Genomic DNA, 18,254 nt, shown 5'->3' on the forward strand with positions numbered 1-18,254 from the left:
GAGACTTTGTTCTGTAAAATAGGGACAGAGTCTCTTTTTTTATAGGGAATTTGTGGTTTTTGTGATATACTGATATCGATATAAGCTGATGGTACGCTTAGAATGAATACGTACTCTGCCTGGGGGGCACATATAATATGGAACACATGGACACAAAATGGCTGGAACAGCAGATCCGGGAATGGGAATCCAGAGGATGGGTTTCCCGTGAAGGGGCTGTCCAGATACGTCATATACTGGAAACGAAAACGGCAGGCATTCCCCTGCCATTGCTGATTGTAGTAACGGCGCTGGGCCTTACTATTGCCGGTATGGCGCTGATATGGGGGCTGTCCGGTTTCTGGTACCAGACGAGTTTTGCCGTGCGCATCGGACTGGCGGCAGGACTGCTGCTTTTTTCACAAATCGCCGTTGGTGCCGGGATGCTCCGCAGTCACCAGGGAACCTGGGGCGGTGAAGTGATCGCTGTCACTCATGTCCTCATACTGGGCGTTTCTCTGGCTATAGCTCTGCAAACCTACTATGTGGGCTGGGATACGCCTTCCTATCTTGCCGGATGGGCACTGCTGTCGCTGCCGGTTAGCTATCTCCTTCGTTCCGCCGGGGCAGTGATCCTCTATGCTCTGGGGGTACTGCTCTGGGCGGCCAGCGGAGGTCCGGTCGATGCGCCGGGAGGAGCCGCTTTTATGTGGATCCTGCTCGTCCTGCTGGTGCCGTTTTATGGCCTGCTGCAGCGCCACAATGATGAAATCCGCCTGTCCGTGTATTCCTGGACCCTTACGATTACGGTGTTTGCAGCATTCGGACTGGCTGCGCTCGATTCAGAATATATCCCGTTCCTGCTGCTGGCTACCCTGGCGGCGGCGATTATGCTGGCAGGGTATTCCATTGACATCCGCAAGGCCTGGGGTGTGCCGTTCCGCTGGTTTGGCCGCTGCGCCGCTGCAGGATCACTGCTCATTTCGTCCCTGCCCTCATCGTGGTATGGGATTGCCCGCATCCAGGGATTTCACTGGACGACGATTGCCGTTACGGTCATATTATTCCTGTCTATTTTGGCACTGCTCTTGAAAGGTGTCAAAAAGCGTTTCTGGGGTCCCGTGCTGTATGCGGGCATCCCGGTCATCATCGCGGCAGAAACTATGCTGGTGCGGAGCGGCCTCTACTCTTCCGTACCGCTCATCGTTTCCTCTATCTATCTGATTCTCATTGGATTTTATGAAATGGTCCAGGGAATCCAGAGCGGTCATACCAAGCATACGAAGTTTGGCATCTGCGCCCTTCTTTGTCTGGTGGTGGCCTTCTTCTGGAGCGGCAGCGTTTCCCCGCTGGTACCGGTCGTGGCAATTATCATCCTGGCACTGGTGCTGATACAGATACGCCGTACATCAGACAGTCGCCGTGATGCGGCAGAACGGGCACGGCACCGGACAGACCTGCGTCATAATGTAACGACGGTACGTGCAAACCGCAAAACCCACAGCCGCCGTAAAAAACAGCCGGCCTCTATCAGAAAAGCTGGATCTCCTGATGTTCCAGCCGGACAGCCGGCAGAAACAGACGATATGGCTGATGTGGCAGAAGAGATGCCGGAATGGATGAAATCGATTCACATGCCGGAACTAAAAGAAGAACCGGAACCGCCCGTTCCCCCAGCACAAACGGTTACGCCGAGAGAACCGGAACTATCCCGGTTTACGCCGCCCGTATTTCATAATCCTGATGACATCCCACTGCCTCCGTCCGTACCGGCAAAAGAAAAAGCACAGGCGCCGGCTGCCCGGCCGGCACAGCATCACGGTTCGCCCTGGGGCAGTGCTGCGCCTAAACCGGAAAGGGAAAAACACTTTACCCATTCTCCCTGGTCATCAGAAGGAGGCGATAGAAAATGAAATTACCAGATATGACTCTTCCTTCTGACAGCCGGATTAAATGGTTCGTCCTCATCGTGGTTTCTATCGTCCAGCTGGCTGCCCTGGGGTATATTGGCTGGCGCTGGCATAATATCACGGTCGATGGCATCCCTTACCAGTGGCAGTGCGTGCCCCGTCTGGAAGTGTCCAGCTTTGGCACCGATTATATACGCGTTGTCTTTCCCGAAGACACGGCTCCCTGGATGGACGTAACGGAACCAGAAGAACATCAGACTATATACGTACATATTGCCCGTGACGATAAAGGCATGATGGAAATCAAAGGCGCATCGGCTTCTAAGCCGCTCATCGGAGGCGACTACATGGAAGCGAAAGTCGTTTCGTATCATGATGGCAATGTACAGTTCCAGGTAGGCTTTAACCGCTATCGCATAGCTCCGGATAAAGCCGATGGCATTTATGACATTGCTTCTGGTGACAGTGTCATAGCCAGCATCCGCATGAAAAAAGGTCTGGGCGTCATTGAAGGTATTTATGTCAATGGCATTCCCCTGGAAGCATCCAGCAACGGCGCCGCTATGGAGGCAGCCCGGTCAGAACGGCAGGGTGGTGGAGAAACAAGGTCCTCCGGCCGGTCCCGTATCGTAGAATCGGGAATGGTACCGCCCAAGGAAGAATAATGCATGTAGAAAGAGAGGACTTTATGAAAACCTACCTAAAACTGGGATTGACCGTACTGCTTATAGCCGCCTTTTGTCTGCTCTCCGGCTTCCGGGCCCAGACGATCATCCACGACGATGGCAGTGAGACGCAGGATGTGCTGAAAGTTTCAGAATCGGCGTCTGGTCAGAAGAAACTCCGGGCTGATGCGGATGAGTTTCAGAAGCGGAATTATACGATCATGGATTATGACAACGACAATGGCAAGGGATTCCGGGCTATGAAGACCATTACCAAAGATGGGGCCAACCGCAGCTCCGTTGACCGCGTCGTGCATAAGACCCATGACGGATTCTTTTGTTCGACCTATTATATCGATTATAATTTTACTGCTGACAGCATTAAAGAATTGCGACTGGGAATGCCCATTGAAGAAAATGGGGCGGACCTGGAATATATTGTCTCTTTTCCATCGGGAACGAATGTAAAGAGCAATGCGTCCAAAGCCGACGATCAGGGCAGTACGTATATGTGGAGCCTGAAAAATTCGTCTCCGTCTAAAATCAGCCTTCAGGCGACGGTATGGCATAAATTGGCGATTTATGTCGCCCTTTTTGCGATTGCAGCCATTCTGCTTTTTGTCATTATCATGGAAATACGCCGCCGGAATACGATCAGCTGGAAGCGGGCCGCCCACATGCGCCGTGTCGAAATCCTGGCATTGCTGCTCCCCCTGATTATATTCGGCTATATGGGATATGAATATTATACAGGCACGCATATCACGTCAGATGCCCTGGCGAAAGTATCGCAACAGAAACAGGAAGAACTGCTGGAAAGCCGGGAAGAAGATAAAAAACTCCACGATGCAGATACAAAAAAACAGCGCAGCGATGAGCTGTCTATGAGTAAAATCCGCAGCAAGACGTTGGAACTTTCCGGCGCTCTCCGTGATCTGAACCGCAATTATCAGTCCGGACGCATCAGCCGCAGCGGGGCCCGGTCGGAAGCTGCCAGCGTCGCGTCCCAGGTACAGGAACTGCTCGACAGCAGTAAGGGCCTGTCCCAGGCTGACCGGGATGAACTGCTGCATCTCATTGAAGAAGCGGAATCCCTGGCCAGTGAACAGTCTTCGTCCAGCCAGGAGGAAGTCCGTTCAGCTGTTTCAGACGAACAGCGGCGGGCCGATGCTATCGCATCGGATACGACAGCACCGGCATCCGGACCGGATAGCCGTGAAGCCGATACCGTCCGTGGCGACAGCGCTTCGGCTAAAACGGACCGTACAGCCGACAATAATAAGAGCAAAGCGGCAGAAAAAGCAAAATCAGACAAGTAAGTCGATAGATTTTCCGTATTGATATTTATTCCTGCCTGCAAACATGATATGATACAGGTAGATGAAAATTCTCTTTATATTTTAAAGGAGGTAACGATACTTATGCAGATTACAGAAGAAATCAAAAATGGCATCTATTGGATGGGATGCAATGATTTCCGGACCGAATTATTTGAACGGATTTTCCCGATTCCCGAAGGCGTCACCTACAACTCCTATTTCATTGATGACGCAAAGACCTGTGTCATCGATGCCATGGACAAGGGATGCCGTGATGAATTCCTGGAAGATGTAGAATATCTGCTTCATGGCCGCAAGCTCGATTACTTCGTCCTGCAGCATATGGAACCGGACCATGCCAGCTCGGCCGTCGCCCTGTTGGAAAAATACCCTGATGCCAAGATCGTAGGCCAGCCCCAGACGTTCAAGCTGTTTGAACAATTTTTCCGCAAACCGATGCCGGATCGTTATGTCGCAGTCAAAGAAGGCGACCAGCTGGCGCTCGGCAAACATACACTCCAGTTCGTCAAGGCACCGATGGTTCACTGGCCGGAAGTTATCATGAGTTATGACCTGACGGACCATGTCCTCTTCAGTGCCGATGCTTTTGGCATGTTCGGTACATTGGGCAATGTTTATGCCGACCAGGTTGATTTTGAAGAAAATTATCTCGATTCTGCCCGCCGCTATTATGTCAATATAGTCGGCAAGTTTGGCCCCCAGGTCGTCAATGTCCTCAAAAAAGCATCGGGCCTTCCCATCGATTATATCTGCCCGCTCCACGGTGTCGTATTCCGTACGCCGGCAACCATCAAATACATTATTGAAAAATACCTTCACTGGGCAAAATATGTGCCGGAAAAGAAAGGTGTCGTCATTGCTTTTTCGTCCATTTACGGCAATACAGAACGGGTTGCCTGCGCACTGGCTCATAAGCTGAGCCAGCGGGGAATCCAGGATGTCCGCCTCTATGATGTGGCTAAGATTCATTCATCCTACATCACGGCGAAGGCCTGGGAATACAGCCATCTCGTACTGGCTGCTCCGACGTACAACCTCAATCTGTTCCTGCCTATGGAAAACTTCCTCCACGATCTGAAGACACTCATGTATCAAAAGCGTACTGTTGGCGTCATTGCCTGCCACAGCTGGGCATCGGCTGCCTATAAGACGATGGTCGATTACGTAGAAAACCAGTTCAAGTGCTGCGAACTGCTGGAACCGACGATGGACATCAAATCGTCTCTGAAAGACGATCAGGAATGCGAACTCGATGATCTGGCAGATAAACTCGTCGAAAGCATCAATGAATATCCGGATCCGAAAACACTGATTTAACGGGCGTGATGAAAACGGGACTGCCACAGTAGGACGGTCCCGTTTTTTCTCCGGTTGTTCAAAAGGAACGATGATATATTGTTAGAAAGCACAGGAGGTGAGTTCTATGATTATTCGTGACAATACGGCTAAAAGCGGTGATCCTCATGAACAGGAAAAAGCCCGCAATAACGGGGAAGAACTGAAAATAGACCTGGGCCGGGACCTGACAGAAGATGAACAAAAGATTTTTGAAAAGCTGCGGGAAGGCTTGCATATGTAATGGCGGCGGCAAAGAGGATGTCTTAAAGGGCAGCCTCTTTTTTTGAAGCAATGAAAGAACGTATGTTTGAAAGACAGCAGCGGATGTGCTATGATAAGGGAAGAAAAAGGGGGGAGTCGGTATGGATTGGGACGGAATCCAGGAAAAATTGCAAATTCTGAGTGATGCAGCCAAATACGACGTTTCCTGTTCATCCAGCGGCAGCCGCAGAGCCAATCAGAAGGGCGGCATCGGCAATGCCGCCTGCTCCGGTATTTGTCATACCTGGTCCAGTGATGGCCGCTGTGTATCCCTGCTGAAAATACTCATGACGAATTATTGTATCTATGACTGTGCCTATTGTGTCAACCGCTGCAGCCGGGAGACGAAGCGGGCTATGCTGACACCGGAAGAAATTGCCGATATTACGATACAGTTTTACCGGCGCAATTATATAGAAGGATTATTCCTGAGTTCCGGTGTCTACCAGAGTCCCGATACGACGACGGAGCTTCTCATCCGTACGGCGCGGCTGCTCCGCGATGTCTATCATTTTAACGGATACATCCATATGAAAGGCATACCCGGGACGGATGAACGACTGATCCGGGAACTGGGACAGTATGTGGACCGGCTCAGCGTCAATATAGAACTGCCCTCATCGGCAGGCCTCCGGCTTTTGGCGCCGCAAAAAACGAAGCAGAGTATCCTCCTGCCCATGCGTGCTGTCCGCGCAGGCATTGCCGAACGGCAGGAGGAACGGAAAAAGAGCCGCAAAGTACCTGCTTTCGTACCGGCCGGGCAGACGACGCAGCTCATCATCGGAGCGACGCCGGACAGTGACCGCACGATTTTGCGTCTTAGCGAATCATTGTATCGCCATGTGAGCCTGAAACGCGTTTATTATTCAGCCTATGTGCCCATGCTCCATGGGCCGGGACTGCCGGAACTGAGGACGCCGCCGCTCCTGCGGGAACACCGCCTCTATCAGGCGGACTGGCTGCTGCGTTTTTATCAGTTTACGGCCGATGAAATACTGAGTGACGATATGCCTGATTTTGATCTTCACCTCGACCCGAAAGCCTGCTGGGCCCTGCGGCATCCGGAAGTCTTTCCCATTGAAATCAACCGCGCTTCCTATCACATGCTGCTCCGCGTGCCGGGCATTGGCGTACAGTCGGCACGGCGCATCTGCGCGGCCCGCAGGCAGGCCTGGCTTTCCTATGACAGTCTGCGGCGCCTGGGAATCGTCCTCAAACGGGCAAAATATTTCATCACCTGCCGGGGACGGTACTATGGCGGTCATACAGGGCAGGGGGAAATCCGGCGGCATCTCCTGCAGGATGAGGGGCGGTCCCGCTACGAAGAAGTTGATTTGTTTTCGGGAGGCACCATATGAATTACGAATATGACGGGACGTTTTTCGGCTTTTTGTCGGCTGTATTTGACGCCTGGCATGATGGCATAGAAAAGACAGAAAATATCCGCACCCAGGGGGAGCTATCGCTGTTTGATCAACCGCGGTTTGTGCCTTCTGATCCCGGCAAAGCCCGGCGGATCCTGGAAGCACTCCGTAAGCAGTGTGGCGGCAGGGCCAGTCATTTCCTGTACTATGCCTTCATGGCAGAACTGCCCGGGAGGGAAGAGGCGCTCCTCCTGTACCTGAGGCTGGCCTTTCATTATAAAAAAGAATTTCTCCATCATCTCAGCGATGAACCGGTCTGGGCAGTTCGTCAGATGGCCCGCAGGACGGGCAATGAGCGACACAAGTTACTGGGGCTGCTGCGCTTCCGTGAATTGTCCGATGGTATGCTCTATGCCCGGCTGGCACCTTCCTGTGCTGTCGTACCCCTCATGGCACCGCACTTTGTTTCCCGTTTTCCCGGAGAACGGTGGGTCATCCACGATATACGCCGGCACATGGGTGTCTTCTATGAGAATCACACCCTTTCCCTGATTGAAATCCCAAGGACGTTGCAGGAATTATCTCTTTCCCGGGACGAGCAGGGATTCAATCATCTCTGGCAGGCGTATTATAAGACTATTGCTATAAAAGAACGGCGCAATGATACGGTGCGGCGCAGCTTTATGCCGGAAAAATACTGGTCCTGGCTCATAGAGGATGCGAAACATTCATGATTTGTTATTTCCTTTTTCCCCTGCTTGTTATATAATAGTAACATTGAAATAAAAAAAGAAAGGTTGGAATTCCGTGAAACCCGTTGTCGTAAGCGTTACGAGCATCCAGCGCAATGAACAAGGTCAGGAGCTGAAAATGGAGCTCGTATCGGAAGGCAAGTATTATAGGAAAAAAGATACCCAGTATATTATGTATGCCGAAAGCGAAATCACAGGACTTGAAGGTGTGACCACCATCATCAAGGTCCTGGATAATGGCAACGTCGTACTGGTACGGACAGGGAAGATGCAGCAGCGGCAGGAATACTGGCCGGGAAGGGAAACCCATTCGTGGTACGATACGCCTCTGGGCAGGCTTCCGGTCACGCTGAAGACCTATGTGTGCCGCTCTACTCTGTCCGATGGTACGGGACATATAGAACTGGGATACGATGTGACAATCGATGGTTTTGCGTCCAATTATAATCAGCTGTCTATTGATGTGCAGGAGGATCATGCGTAATGGAAATGAAGGAATTAGTCAAGCAAGGCATACAGGAAGCTCTGGACAGAGCTGTCAAGGCGGGCACACTGCCTCAGGGAGAATACCCTGAAGTCGTGCTCGAAGTACCTCCCCAGAAGAAATTTGGCGATTTTGCGACGAATATTGCCATGCAGTCGGCGCGCATTGCCCATACATCTCCGCAGCTGATTGCCCGCGCTATTGTAGACCAGATGGATTATCCCTGGCTGGACAAGGCAGAAATTGCCGGTGCCGGCTTTATCAATTTCTTTCTGAATCATATGGTAATTTACGATACGCTCCGGCAGATCCTTTCTGCAGGTGAACAGTATGGGCAGGCAGAGCTGCGGGAAGATGACACCGTGCAGGTAGAATACGTCAGTGCCAATCCGACGGGACCGCTCCATGTCGGCCATGGCCGCGGCGCTGCTTATGGCAGTGCTCTCGTAAACCTTTTGCGCAAGGCCGGCTATCATGTACAGGCTGAATATTATATCAATGACGCCGGCAATCAGATGGACAATCTGGCGGCTTCCGTCAATGCACGCTATCTGGAACTTCTGGGATATCCTTCGGAAATCCCGGAAAACGGGTATCATGGCCATGACATCATTGAAACGGCCCAGGCCATTATAGACCAGGACGGGGATGCGTATTTATCCATGGCAGAACCGGAACGGCTGGCGTACTTCAAGGACCGGGCCTATGCAGAAAAACTGAAGGCCCTGCGGCAGGATCTGGCTGCGTTTAATGTCCATTATGATAACTGGTTCAGCGAACGGACTCTCCACCCCGATGCCATCCGTGCGGCCTGTGATGAATTGAAAAAGCGGGGCAAGGCTTACGAAAAAGACGGGGCGCTCTGGCTGAAATCGACCGATTACGGCGACGATAAAGACCGGGTCATCATCCGCGATAACGGCGTGCCGACCTATCTGGCTGCCGATATTGCCTATCACAAGAATAAATATGAACGGGGCTTTAAGAAAATGATCAATATCTGGGGTGCCGATCATCATGGATACGTAGCCCGCGTCAAGGCGTCCATGGCAGCTCTCGGATATGATCCGGCTCAGCTGGAAGTGCTGCTGCTGCAGATGGTCAGCCTGTTCCGCGATGGCAAGCCCGTAAAGATGAGCAAGCGGACTGGCCAGGCAATCACCCTGAATGAACTGATTGAAGAAGTCGGGACCGATGCAGCCCGGTATTTCTTTATCATGCGCTCTCTCGATACACAGCTCGACTTCGATCTGGATCTGGCGAAATCCCATAGTAATGAAAATCCGGTATATTATATCCAGTATGCCCACGCCCGGATTTACAGCATTTACAAACAAATCGAAGAAGCGGGCGGTACTATCCCGGAAGACTGGTCTGATGTAGTCTGGGATACGCTGAAGGAACCACAGGAACTGGAACTGATCAAGAAGATGGCGGCTTTTCCGGAAGAAATCCAGATTGCCGCACGGGAACGGGCTCCACACCGCATAGCTCATTTTGCTCATGAACTGGCCAGCCTGTTCCATAACTTTTATAACCACTGCCATGTCATCCAGTCTGATAAGGATCTGGAAAAAGCAAGACTGGCCCTGGTTACGGCTGTCCGCATTACCATCGCCGGATGTCTGGCCATTTTAGGGGTTTCTGCTCCTGAAAAAATGTAATATAATATACCTTATGATTTCCTGCCGCAGTTGCGGCATCTTACAGTACTTACTTTATCAGTCTACGAGCAGTCATGCTCAGCAGGGAGGAATTATGGCTAAATACATATTTGTGACAGGCGGGGTTGTTTCATCACTCGGTAAAGGGATTACGGCAGCGGCACTGGGCCGTCTTCTGAAGAATCGTGGTTTCAAGGTTACGATTCAGAAGTTTGACCCCTATATCAATGTAGACCCCGGTACGATGAGCCCCTATCAGCACGGTGAAGTTTTTGTCACCGACGACGGCACGGAAACAGATTTGGATTTAGGTCATTACGAACGTTTCATTGATATCAATCTGGGTAAGAATTCCAATGTCACGACCGGCAAAATTTACTGGTCGGTGCTTCAAAAAGAACGGCGTGGCGATTATCTGGGCCATACGGTACAGGTTATTCCCCACATTACCAATGAAATCAAAAACCGCGTGTACCGTGTAGGCGATGATGACAATGCCGACGTCGTCATTACGGAAATCGGCGGGACTGTCGGCGATATTGAAAGCCTGCCGTTCCTGGAAGCTATCCGCCAGATAAAGAAAGAAGTAGGCCGCAATGACGTGCTGTATATTCACGTTACTCTGGTACCGTACATCGGAGCTGCGGGCGAACTGAAGACGAAACCGACCCAGCACAGCGTAAAAGAATTGCGGGGTATTGGCATCCAACCTGATATCATCGTCTGCCGTACAGAACGGCCGCTGTCTGATGAAATGAAAGATAAACTGGCCCTGTTCTGCGATATTGATAAAGATGCTGTCATCGAAAATAAAACACTGGACAGTATCTATGAAGTTCCGCTTCTCCTTTCTGAAGAAGGATTGGATCGTATCGTACTGGAAAAACTGGATCTGCCGGATAAACCGTGCGATATGGAAGACTGGAAGAAGATGGTCCATGCTATCTATCACACGGAACATGACCTTACGATTGCCCTCGTAGGCAAATATGTAGCACTTCACGATGCCTACCTCAGTGTAGCCGAAGCACTGAGTCATGCTGGTTATGCCTATAAGACCAAAGTGCATATCAGATGGATTGATTCGGAAACGCTGGAACCGTCTGATGCCAATCTTGATGAAGTGTTCAGCGGTGTAGATGGCATTGTCGTACCCGGCGGATTTGGCAACCGCGGTGTAGAAGGCAAGATTAAGACGGTACAGTATGCGCGGGAACATAAGATTCCCTACCTGGGACTTTGCCTGGGCATGCAGTGTGCTGTCATGGAATTCGCCCGCAACGTCGTAGGCCTGAAAGGGGCAACGAGTTCGGAATTCCAGGAAGATGCCGAATTTCCGGTCATCGATCTCATGCCGGATCAGGTGGATATTTCTAACAAAGGTGGTACGATGCGCCTCGGCTTATATCCCTGCAAACTGGCTGAAGGCACTAAGGCACGGGAAGTTTACGGACAAGACCTTATTTACGAACGGCATCGTCATCGCTGGGAATTCAACAATAAGTACCGGACAGAACTTACCAAAGCCGGGCTGGTCATATCGGGGACATCTCCTGACGACCGGCTGGTCGAAATTGTAGAACTTCCGGATCACCCCTATTTTGTCGGTTGCCAGTTCCATCCGGAATTTAAATCCCGTCCGACTAAAGCCCATCCGTTATTCAGAGGACTCATCTCGACAGCGTTGGAATTAAAAAATAAATAAATCCGTCTGTATATTCTGCTGCTCCGCTATATCATGCGGAGCAGTATTTTTTGTGGCATCCTGCCCGAAAAGTTTATCGTTTAAGTTATATTTGTTGTCACTTTTTGATATAGTACTTTGTTCTAATTTTTCACATACATGGCCCAGGCTATGGTGATAATTCCATGAATCAGATAAATTCTCATCTATGCATCACGAATATGTGATGAATACAGACCTTTTCTGTATATAAAATACGCATAATCAATATGCGGAATAGGAAAAATATTTTGGGACAAAAGTCGATAATCATGCGGAATATATAGAAGACATGCGGAAATAGGGCAGGAGCTTGCTATAATTTTCACATTGAATAATAAAAGAGATGATGATATAATGATAACGATTGAAAGTGGATAATTCTGTCCTGATAAAACGTTTATCTGCTTTCGAAAGAGCGGTCACCTAGTGATTGCAGATTTGTAAGCACCCCTTTGGGATACGATATAGTGCAGTCGGAATTCATCGGCGGCATTACGGCTTTCATGCCGTCTTGTAGAGGCGTCAAGTTATTCGACAGGTTTTTGACAGACAAGAAATATGCCGGGCCGGAAAACGTATCGCTTCTCTAAATTGGTTGCTTAATGTTTTTATTTTTTCATTATATATTTAATGAGGTGATTTTTGATGTTGAAAACCTTTAAAAGAGGTGGGGTTCATCCTGACGATGGCAAAATCTATGCAAAAGATAAAGCCATAGAAACCCCAGCAATACCGGATCAAGTAGTCATCCCGATGAGCCAGCATTTTGGCGCTCCTTGCACTCCGACAGTCAAGGTTGGCGATCATGTCAAGAAAGGGCAGCTCATTGGTACGAGCGATGCTTTTCTCCATGCTGACATCCATGCTTCTATTTCCGGTGATGTTGTCAAGGTAGCTCCCATGCCGCACAACATGATGGTTAAGTGCATGGCTGTTGTCATCAAATCGGATGGTAAGGATGAATGGGCTGATGGCATTCCCCAGGAACGGGACTGGACTAAGCTCGAAAGCAAGGAAATCATCGAACTGATTAAAAAAGCAGGCGTTGTAGGCTGCGGTGGCGCTACCTTCCCTGCTCATGTAAAATTTACGCCTAACAAACCTGTCGATACTTTCATTGTAAACGGTGCCGAATGCGAACCGTATCTGACATGCGACTACCGTGCCATGGTAGAAGATGAATATGTTCAGAAACTGGTAACCGGTGTCCAGATCATCATGAAAGCTCTCGGTGTACATCAGGGTTATATCGGAATTGAAGATAATAAACCGGAAGCTATCGCCAAACTGACAGAAGCTTTTAAAGATATTCCGGAAGTTACGGTTCAGCCTTGTGTCACGAAATATCCGCAGGGCGCTGAAAAAATGATGATTGAAGCCATGACAGGCCGTCAGGTCGAACCAGGCGGACTGCCGATGAATGTCGGCTGTGTCGTAAGCAATGTCGGTACGGTCATTGCCGTTACCGATGCCGTATGCCATGGTATCCCGTTCATTTCCCGTCTGACGACTGTAACCGGTGACTGCATCAAGGAACCGAAGAACCTGAATCTCCGTATTGGTACATTGTTCCAGGAAGTCATTGATTATTGCGGCGGTTTCTCCCAGACTCCCGACCGGGTAATCGGCGGCGGCCCGATGATGGGTCTTGCCCAGTACCAGCTCGATGTTCCTATTACCAAAGGTGCATCTGGTATCCTCGCATTATCGCCTGAAAAATGCCAGGTTGGTGAAGAATCTCCGTGTATCCGTTGCGGCCGTTGTGTAGAAGCATGTCCGATGGGTCTTATCCCGAGTCAGCTGAGCATCTTCTCTTCCTGCCAGGCATGGGATAAATGCATGGAATACGGTGTCATGAACTGCGTAGAATGCGGCAGCTGCGTTTATACCTGCCCGGCAAAACGCAATATCGTCCAGTATATCCGCAACGCCAAGGCACAATGCAAAGCTATGCAGAGAGCAGCACAGGCCAAAGCCGATGCGCAAAAGGCTAAGAACTAATTGGAAGAAGGGATATCATGAGTCCAGAAGCGAAAGGACAAACTATAGGAAAGGATGCTAAAGACATGCAGGAATTAAATCTTACTGTATCATCTTCACCGCATGTTCGCTGTAACGAAAGCATTCCTAAGATTATGTGGAATGTTGTAGCTGCTCTCGTACCGGCTGCTGCGTTCGGCGTTTACTATTTCGGTGCCAATGCACTTCTTAACATGGTCGTTGCAGTTGTGTCTGCAGTTATTTTTGAATTTTTATGGGAAAAAGCACTGCACAAGAAAGTCACTATCACCGATGGCAGTGCCGTCATCACCGGCCTTCTGCTGGCGATGTGCTGCCCGCCGAGCCTTCCCTGGTGGATGAGCATCGTCGGTTCCTTCCTGGCCATCGTCGTATGTAAACAGTCTATGGGCGGCCTTGGTTATAACCTCTTTAACCCTGCTCACGTCGGCCGTGCCGGCCTGATGGTTTCCTGGCCGATTGCCATGACGACATGGACTAACATGGACGGCAGTGCTGCTGTCAATGCCGTTGCCGGACCTACTCCGCTGAATGCCTTCAAGCATGGCGGTCAGGATGCATTGTTCAATGCATTCAATGCCACCGACTGGGGTACCATTTATCAGCAGATGTTCTTTGGCATGCGCAGCGGTTCCGCTGGTGAAACCTGCACGGTCCTGTTGATTCTCGGCGGTCTCTATCTGATCTGGAAAGGTTACATCAAATGGCAGGTTCCGGTTGTCATGATTGCAACTGTCGGCGTTCTTACTGCTATTATTTACAGCCCCAATGCTGCTGTATTTGAAATGATGGCCGGCGGCCTCATTATTGGTGCTTTCTTCATGGCAACAGATATGGTCACGGCTCCGATTACACTGAAAGGCCAGATTATTTTTGCACTCGGTGCAGGCCTTATTACCGTACTGATCCGTGTACTCGGCGGGTATCCGGAAGGCGTTTGCTATTCCATCCTGCTCATGAACACACTGACTCCGCTGATTGACCGTCTCGTCAAACCGACCGTCTTCGGTGAAGTAAAGGCAAAGGGGGCTAAATAAAATGGCAGACAATAATAAGAGCGGTATCTTCAAAATCGCTATGAATCTGGTTTGCACGTGCCTCGTTTCCGGCTGTATCATCGGTCTCGTATTCTTCATTACCGGCCCGACGGCTGCAGCGAAAGCAGAACAGATGAAACAGGATTCCATGAAAGCCCTGGTCGATGCTGACCAGTTCGTTCCTGTTCCTGGTGAAACGGATACGTTCATCGCTCAGAAGGGCGGACAGAAAGTAGCGTATATCATTCCGACGGCTCCGAAAGGATATGGCGGACCGATCAAAATGCTGACCGCCGTTTCCATGGATGGCAAAGTCATCGATTATACGGTTCTCGAAGCCAATGAAACTCCGGGCCTCGGCGACAGAGGTGCTAAATCCCCGTTTAAAGACCAGTTCAAAGGCAAAAAAGCAGAAAATCTGGAAGTTACCAAAAATGCCTCTGAAAAGGATAAAATTCAGGCTATGACGGGTGCCACCATTTCTTCCCGGGCCTTTACAAAAGGCGTAAAAGAGGCTGTTGAAAAAGCAGCGCAGTTAGGGGGTAAATGATAATGAATCTTTGGAAAGTATTTACTAGAGGCATTATTGAAGAAAACCCGTACTTCGTCCTGGCCTTGAGCCTGTGCCCGGGCCTCGCCGTTACAACCAGTGTCGTCAATGGTCTGACTATGGGTTGTACAGTATGGTTCGTTATTACCGCCAACAACACGGTAGTTTCGATTATCCACAAATTGATTAACAAAAAAGTCCGTATCCCTGTATACATCACCTGTATTGCTACCATCGTAACGTGCGTACAGTTGTTCCTGCAGGCCTATGCTCCGGACCTGTATAAAGCTCTGGGCGTATACCTCGACCTGGTTGTCGTATTTGCTATCATCCTGGCACGTGCAGAATCGGTTGCTTCCAAAAACGGCGTCGTCGTTTCGTTCCTCGATGGTATGGGCATGGGCATCGGCTTTACGATTGCTATGTTCCTTATTTCCTTTATCCGTGAAATCCTTGGCAATGGCACCTTCTTTGGCATGCCGGTCTTTGGCGATGCTTATCAGCCTGCCCTGATCATGGCCCTGCCGCCAGGAGCTTTCATGCTCATCGGTTTCATCATGGCCGGTTTCAAAATCTGGAATAAGCATGTTGAAAGACAGAGACAATTGAAAGGGGTTGAAGGATAATGGGCGCATATTTTACGCTGTTTATCGGAGCTGTTCTGATTAACAACTTCGTATTGACCAAGTTCCTGGGCCTGTGTATCTTCTTCGGCGTTTCCAAGAACTTAAATGCATCCGTCGGGATGGGCTTTGCCGTAACGTCCGTCATTACCCTCAGTACAATCCTGGCCTGGCTGCTTTACACGCAGGTTCTCGTTCCACTTCATCTGGAATTCCTGCGTACGATTTCGTTCGTAATTCTGATTGCCAGTTTCGTGCAACTATTGGAAATTGTCATCAAGAAAGAATCTCCGACGCTGTATAACATGTGGGGGATTTACCTTATGCTGATTGCAACGAACTGTATCGTTCTGTCCGTTCCTGTTATCAGTGTTACCAACAATTACAACTTCGTTGAAAACATCGTATTCGCCGTTGGTGCCGGCCTTGGCTTTGCTCTGGCTCTGATCCTCATGGCCAGCTGCCGTGAAAAACTGGACTATGCAGATGTACCGGAACCGCTCAAGGGTACACCGATTGCCTTCGTTGTAGCTGGTATGCTGTCCCTGGCATTCCTCGGCTTTTCCGGTATGATATAACGGAGAAAAGGAGATGTACTAGATCATGGATTATACGTTAACCGCGATCATGGCTGTCGTCATTCTGACCTGCATTGGCCTCGTATTTGGCTTTGTCCTGGCCTCGGCAGATAAGAAGTTTGCCATGGAAGAAAATCCGCTCATCGGCGAAGTTAAAGAAGCACTGCCGCAAGGTCAGTGTGGTGCTTGTGGTTTTGCCGGTTGTGCAAAATATGCTGAAGCTGTCGTTCTCGATCCGGATGTTCCGCCCAATCTCTGCGTACCTGGCAAAGCAGCTGTTGCTGCTGTCGTAGCTAAACTGACAGGGAAAGTCGCTGAAGCAACGGAACCGAAATATGCCCACGTCAAATGCCGTGGCGGCAATGGCATTGCCAAACTTGCTTTTGAATACAAGGGCGTACATGACTGTGCTGCTGCCAAGCTGGTCCAGCAGGGTCCCAAGTTCTGTAAATTCGGCTGCCTTGGATTTGGCAACTGCGTACGCAGCTGTCCGTTCGGCGCTATGACCATGGGCGAAAATGGTCTGCCCCAGGTCAATAAAGACATCTGCACTGGCTGCGGCAAATGCGCCAGTGTCTGCCCGAACCATGTAATAGAACTGCTTCCTATCAGTGCAAAAGTAAGCGTAAGCTGCAGCTCCAAAGATTTTGGTGCACCGGCTATGAAGAACTGTAAAGCCCTCTGCCTGGGCTGCGGTTCCTGCATGCGCAACTGCTCGCATAAAGATGAAGAAGCCATCAAGATTATCGATCACCTCGCCGTTGTCAATCAGGATGTCTGCCACCATTGTGACAATGCTACCTGCCTGACCAAGTGCCCGACTGGTGCTATCGGTGAAATGATTAAAGGCGTCTATAAGAAAGAAGAAACGAAAGAAAACGTAGGTTAATATATGGATCTGAAACGCTATGCCCGTTATCTCAGCATGGCTGCGCTTTTGATCGTTATGAGCTGCTCCGGGTGTTCACTGCATCCGGAGCAGTCTTATAATAAGAGCACCATTGCCATGGATACAACGATTCAGCTGCGGGCAGAAGGAAAAGAAGCAAAAGAAGCCGTAGAAGAAGGGCTCAAACGGGTACATCAGCTCGATAGTCTGGCCAGTGCCCAAAATCCGGATAGTGATATAAGCCGCATCAATGCAGCGGCCGGTCAATCCTATGTCCAGGTAGACCCGTCAGTCTATGAAATGATTGCCATTGCCAAAGAATATTCGGAAAAGACCCAGGGGGCATGGGACATCAGTGTCGGTATCATCACAAAATTGTGGGATATCGGAAATGATGACCAGCATGTTCCGTCCGATGAAGAAATTGCATCGGCCCTGACTCACGTAAATTATAAGGATATCCTGCTCGAACCGGGAACTCACAGCGTCATGCTGGCGAAAGAAGGGATGTGCCTCGATCTGGGCGGTATCGCCAAGGGTTTTGCTGTCGATGAAGTTCGCAAGATTTATGAAGCCCACCACATTCAGAGCGGGCTCATCAACATGGGGGCCAGTTCTATGTATGCCGTCGGCAGGACGGGCAAGGATAAGCCATGGAAAATTGGTATCCGCCATCCCCGCAATGATTCTCCCGATACGTATCTGGGCATCGTTTCTATTGAGAATCAGGCCTTAGGCACTTCCGGGGATTATGAACGGTACTTCATCCAGGATGGCATCCGCTACCATCATATTTTTGATCCGCGGACCGGCCGGCCAGCCCGTTCCGGCGTTATGAGTGATTCTGTCGTCATTGATGGAAAGGTTGATCATGCCGGTATGCTCAGTGATATGTTTACGACCATTATCTTTGTCCTTGGACCTGAAAAAGGGATGGAATTCCTTAAAAATCTGGATGGTGTAGAAGGCGAAATAACGGCGGAAGACGGCACTGTATACATGACGGAAGGGTTTAAGGACCATTTTTCTGATCTTAACGAGGACTTTCATCTGGTGAAGTAAATCCTGTATTCTG

17 protein-coding genes are annotated in these 18,254 nt (G+C 50.0%); all 17 read left to right on the forward strand.

The genetic code is table 11. The features are described 5' to 3' along the window. Nucleotides 1-137 precede the first annotated feature (137 nt). The 17 genes from B4H10_RS01080 (at nt 138) to B4H10_RS01160 (ending at nt 18,241) form a co-directional block, all read left to right on the forward strand. Nucleotides 138-1,892: a DUF2157 domain-containing protein gene (locus B4H10_RS01080; RefSeq protein ID WP_292018027.1), complete on the forward strand. Its 1,755-nt coding sequence runs from the start codon at nt 138-140 to the stop codon at nt 1,890-1,892. Continuing rightward, the gene (locus B4H10_RS01085; protein WP_059076685.1) at nt 1,889-2,554 is read left to right on the forward strand and encodes a hypothetical protein; all 666 of its coding nucleotides are present in this window, start codon (nt 1,889-1,891) and stop codon (nt 2,552-2,554) included. Before B4H10_RS01080 ends, B4H10_RS01085 begins: the two co-directional genes overlap by 4 nt. A gap of 23 nt (nt 2,555-2,577) precedes the next feature. Continuing rightward, on the forward strand, nt 2,578-3,873 hold the full coding sequence (locus tag B4H10_RS01090) for a hypothetical protein (protein WP_292018028.1): 1,296 nt from the start codon (nt 2,578-2,580) through the stop codon (nt 3,871-3,873). Between the two features lie 102 nt (nt 3,874-3,975). Continuing rightward, nucleotides 3,976-5,211 (forward strand): FprA family A-type flavoprotein, encoded by a 1,236-nt coding sequence (locus B4H10_RS01095; protein ID WP_113855416.1) that lies wholly within the window; start codon nt 3,976-3,978, stop codon nt 5,209-5,211. Nucleotides 5,212-5,317: 106 nt separating this feature from the next. Beyond that, the gene (locus B4H10_RS01100; RefSeq protein ID WP_170087271.1) at nt 5,318-5,473 is read left to right on the forward strand and encodes a hypothetical protein; all 156 of its coding nucleotides are present in this window, start codon (nt 5,318-5,320) and stop codon (nt 5,471-5,473) included. A 121-nt stretch (nt 5,474-5,594) separates the two neighbouring features. Next, entirely contained in the window at nt 5,595-6,851 is a 1,257-nt protein-coding gene (locus B4H10_RS01105) for a putative DNA modification/repair radical SAM protein (RefSeq protein ID WP_075581973.1), read from the forward strand. Continuing rightward, a complete protein-coding gene (locus B4H10_RS01110; RefSeq protein ID WP_292018029.1) occupies nt 6,848-7,591 on the forward strand; it encodes a TIGR03915 family putative DNA repair protein in 744 nt (247 codons plus the stop codon). The genes B4H10_RS01105 and B4H10_RS01110 overlap by 4 nt, the downstream gene beginning before the upstream one ends. Nucleotides 7,592-7,664: 73 nt before the next feature. Further along, nucleotides 7,665-8,093 (forward strand): DUF1934 domain-containing protein, encoded by a 429-nt coding sequence (locus B4H10_RS01115; protein ID WP_083237101.1) that lies wholly within the window; start codon nt 7,665-7,667, stop codon nt 8,091-8,093. Further along, entirely contained in the window at nt 8,093-9,757 is a 1,665-nt protein-coding gene (gene argS, locus B4H10_RS01120; protein ID WP_292018030.1) for an arginine--tRNA ligase, read from the forward strand. Before B4H10_RS01115 ends, argS begins: the two co-directional genes overlap by 1 nt. A 94-nt stretch (nt 9,758-9,851) precedes the next feature. Then, complete coding sequence (locus B4H10_RS01125; protein WP_059076690.1) at nt 9,852-11,462, forward strand: CTP synthase; 1,611 nt, start codon at nt 9,852-9,854, stop codon at nt 11,460-11,462. A gap of 666 nt (nt 11,463-12,128) precedes the next feature. Beyond that, nucleotides 12,129-13,484, forward strand: a complete 1,356-nt coding sequence (rsxC, locus tag B4H10_RS01130) for an electron transport complex subunit RsxC (protein WP_059076691.1) — start codon at nt 12,129-12,131, stop codon at nt 13,482-13,484. 17 nt (nt 13,485-13,501) lie between these two features. Continuing rightward, nucleotides 13,502-14,539: an RnfABCDGE type electron transport complex subunit D gene (locus B4H10_RS01135; RefSeq protein ID WP_059076692.1), complete on the forward strand. Its 1,038-nt coding sequence runs from the start codon at nt 13,502-13,504 to the stop codon at nt 14,537-14,539. 1 nt (nt 14,540) lies between these two features. Next, on the forward strand, nt 14,541-15,089 hold the full coding sequence (locus B4H10_RS01140; RefSeq protein ID WP_059076693.1) for an RnfABCDGE type electron transport complex subunit G: 549 nt from the start codon (nt 14,541-14,543) through the stop codon (nt 15,087-15,089). A 2-nt stretch (nt 15,090-15,091) separates the two neighbouring features. Further along, nucleotides 15,092-15,715, forward strand: coding sequence for an electron transport complex subunit RsxE (gene rsxE, locus B4H10_RS01145; RefSeq protein ID WP_059076694.1), 624 nt, complete (start codon nt 15,092-15,094; stop codon nt 15,713-15,715). Continuing rightward, complete coding sequence (locus tag B4H10_RS01150; RefSeq protein WP_059076695.1) at nt 15,715-16,290, forward strand: electron transport complex protein RnfA; 576 nt, start codon at nt 15,715-15,717, stop codon at nt 16,288-16,290. The genes rsxE and B4H10_RS01150 overlap by 1 nt, the downstream gene beginning before the upstream one ends. 25 nt (nt 16,291-16,315) lie before the next feature. Continuing rightward, on the forward strand, nt 16,316-17,179 hold the full coding sequence (gene rnfB / locus B4H10_RS01155; RefSeq protein WP_059076696.1) for an RnfABCDGE type electron transport complex subunit B: 864 nt from the start codon (nt 16,316-16,318) through the stop codon (nt 17,177-17,179). A 117-nt stretch (nt 17,180-17,296) separates the two neighbouring features. Next, complete coding sequence (locus B4H10_RS01160; protein WP_292018050.1) at nt 17,297-18,241, forward strand: FAD:protein FMN transferase; 945 nt, start codon at nt 17,297-17,299, stop codon at nt 18,239-18,241. Nucleotides 18,242-18,254: the final 13 nt, after the last annotated feature.

The sequence above is a fragment of the Megasphaera sp. UBA4382 genome, assembly GCF_002391155.1.
Lineage (GTDB): Bacteria > Bacillota > Negativicutes > Veillonellales > Megasphaeraceae > Megasphaera > Megasphaera hexanoica.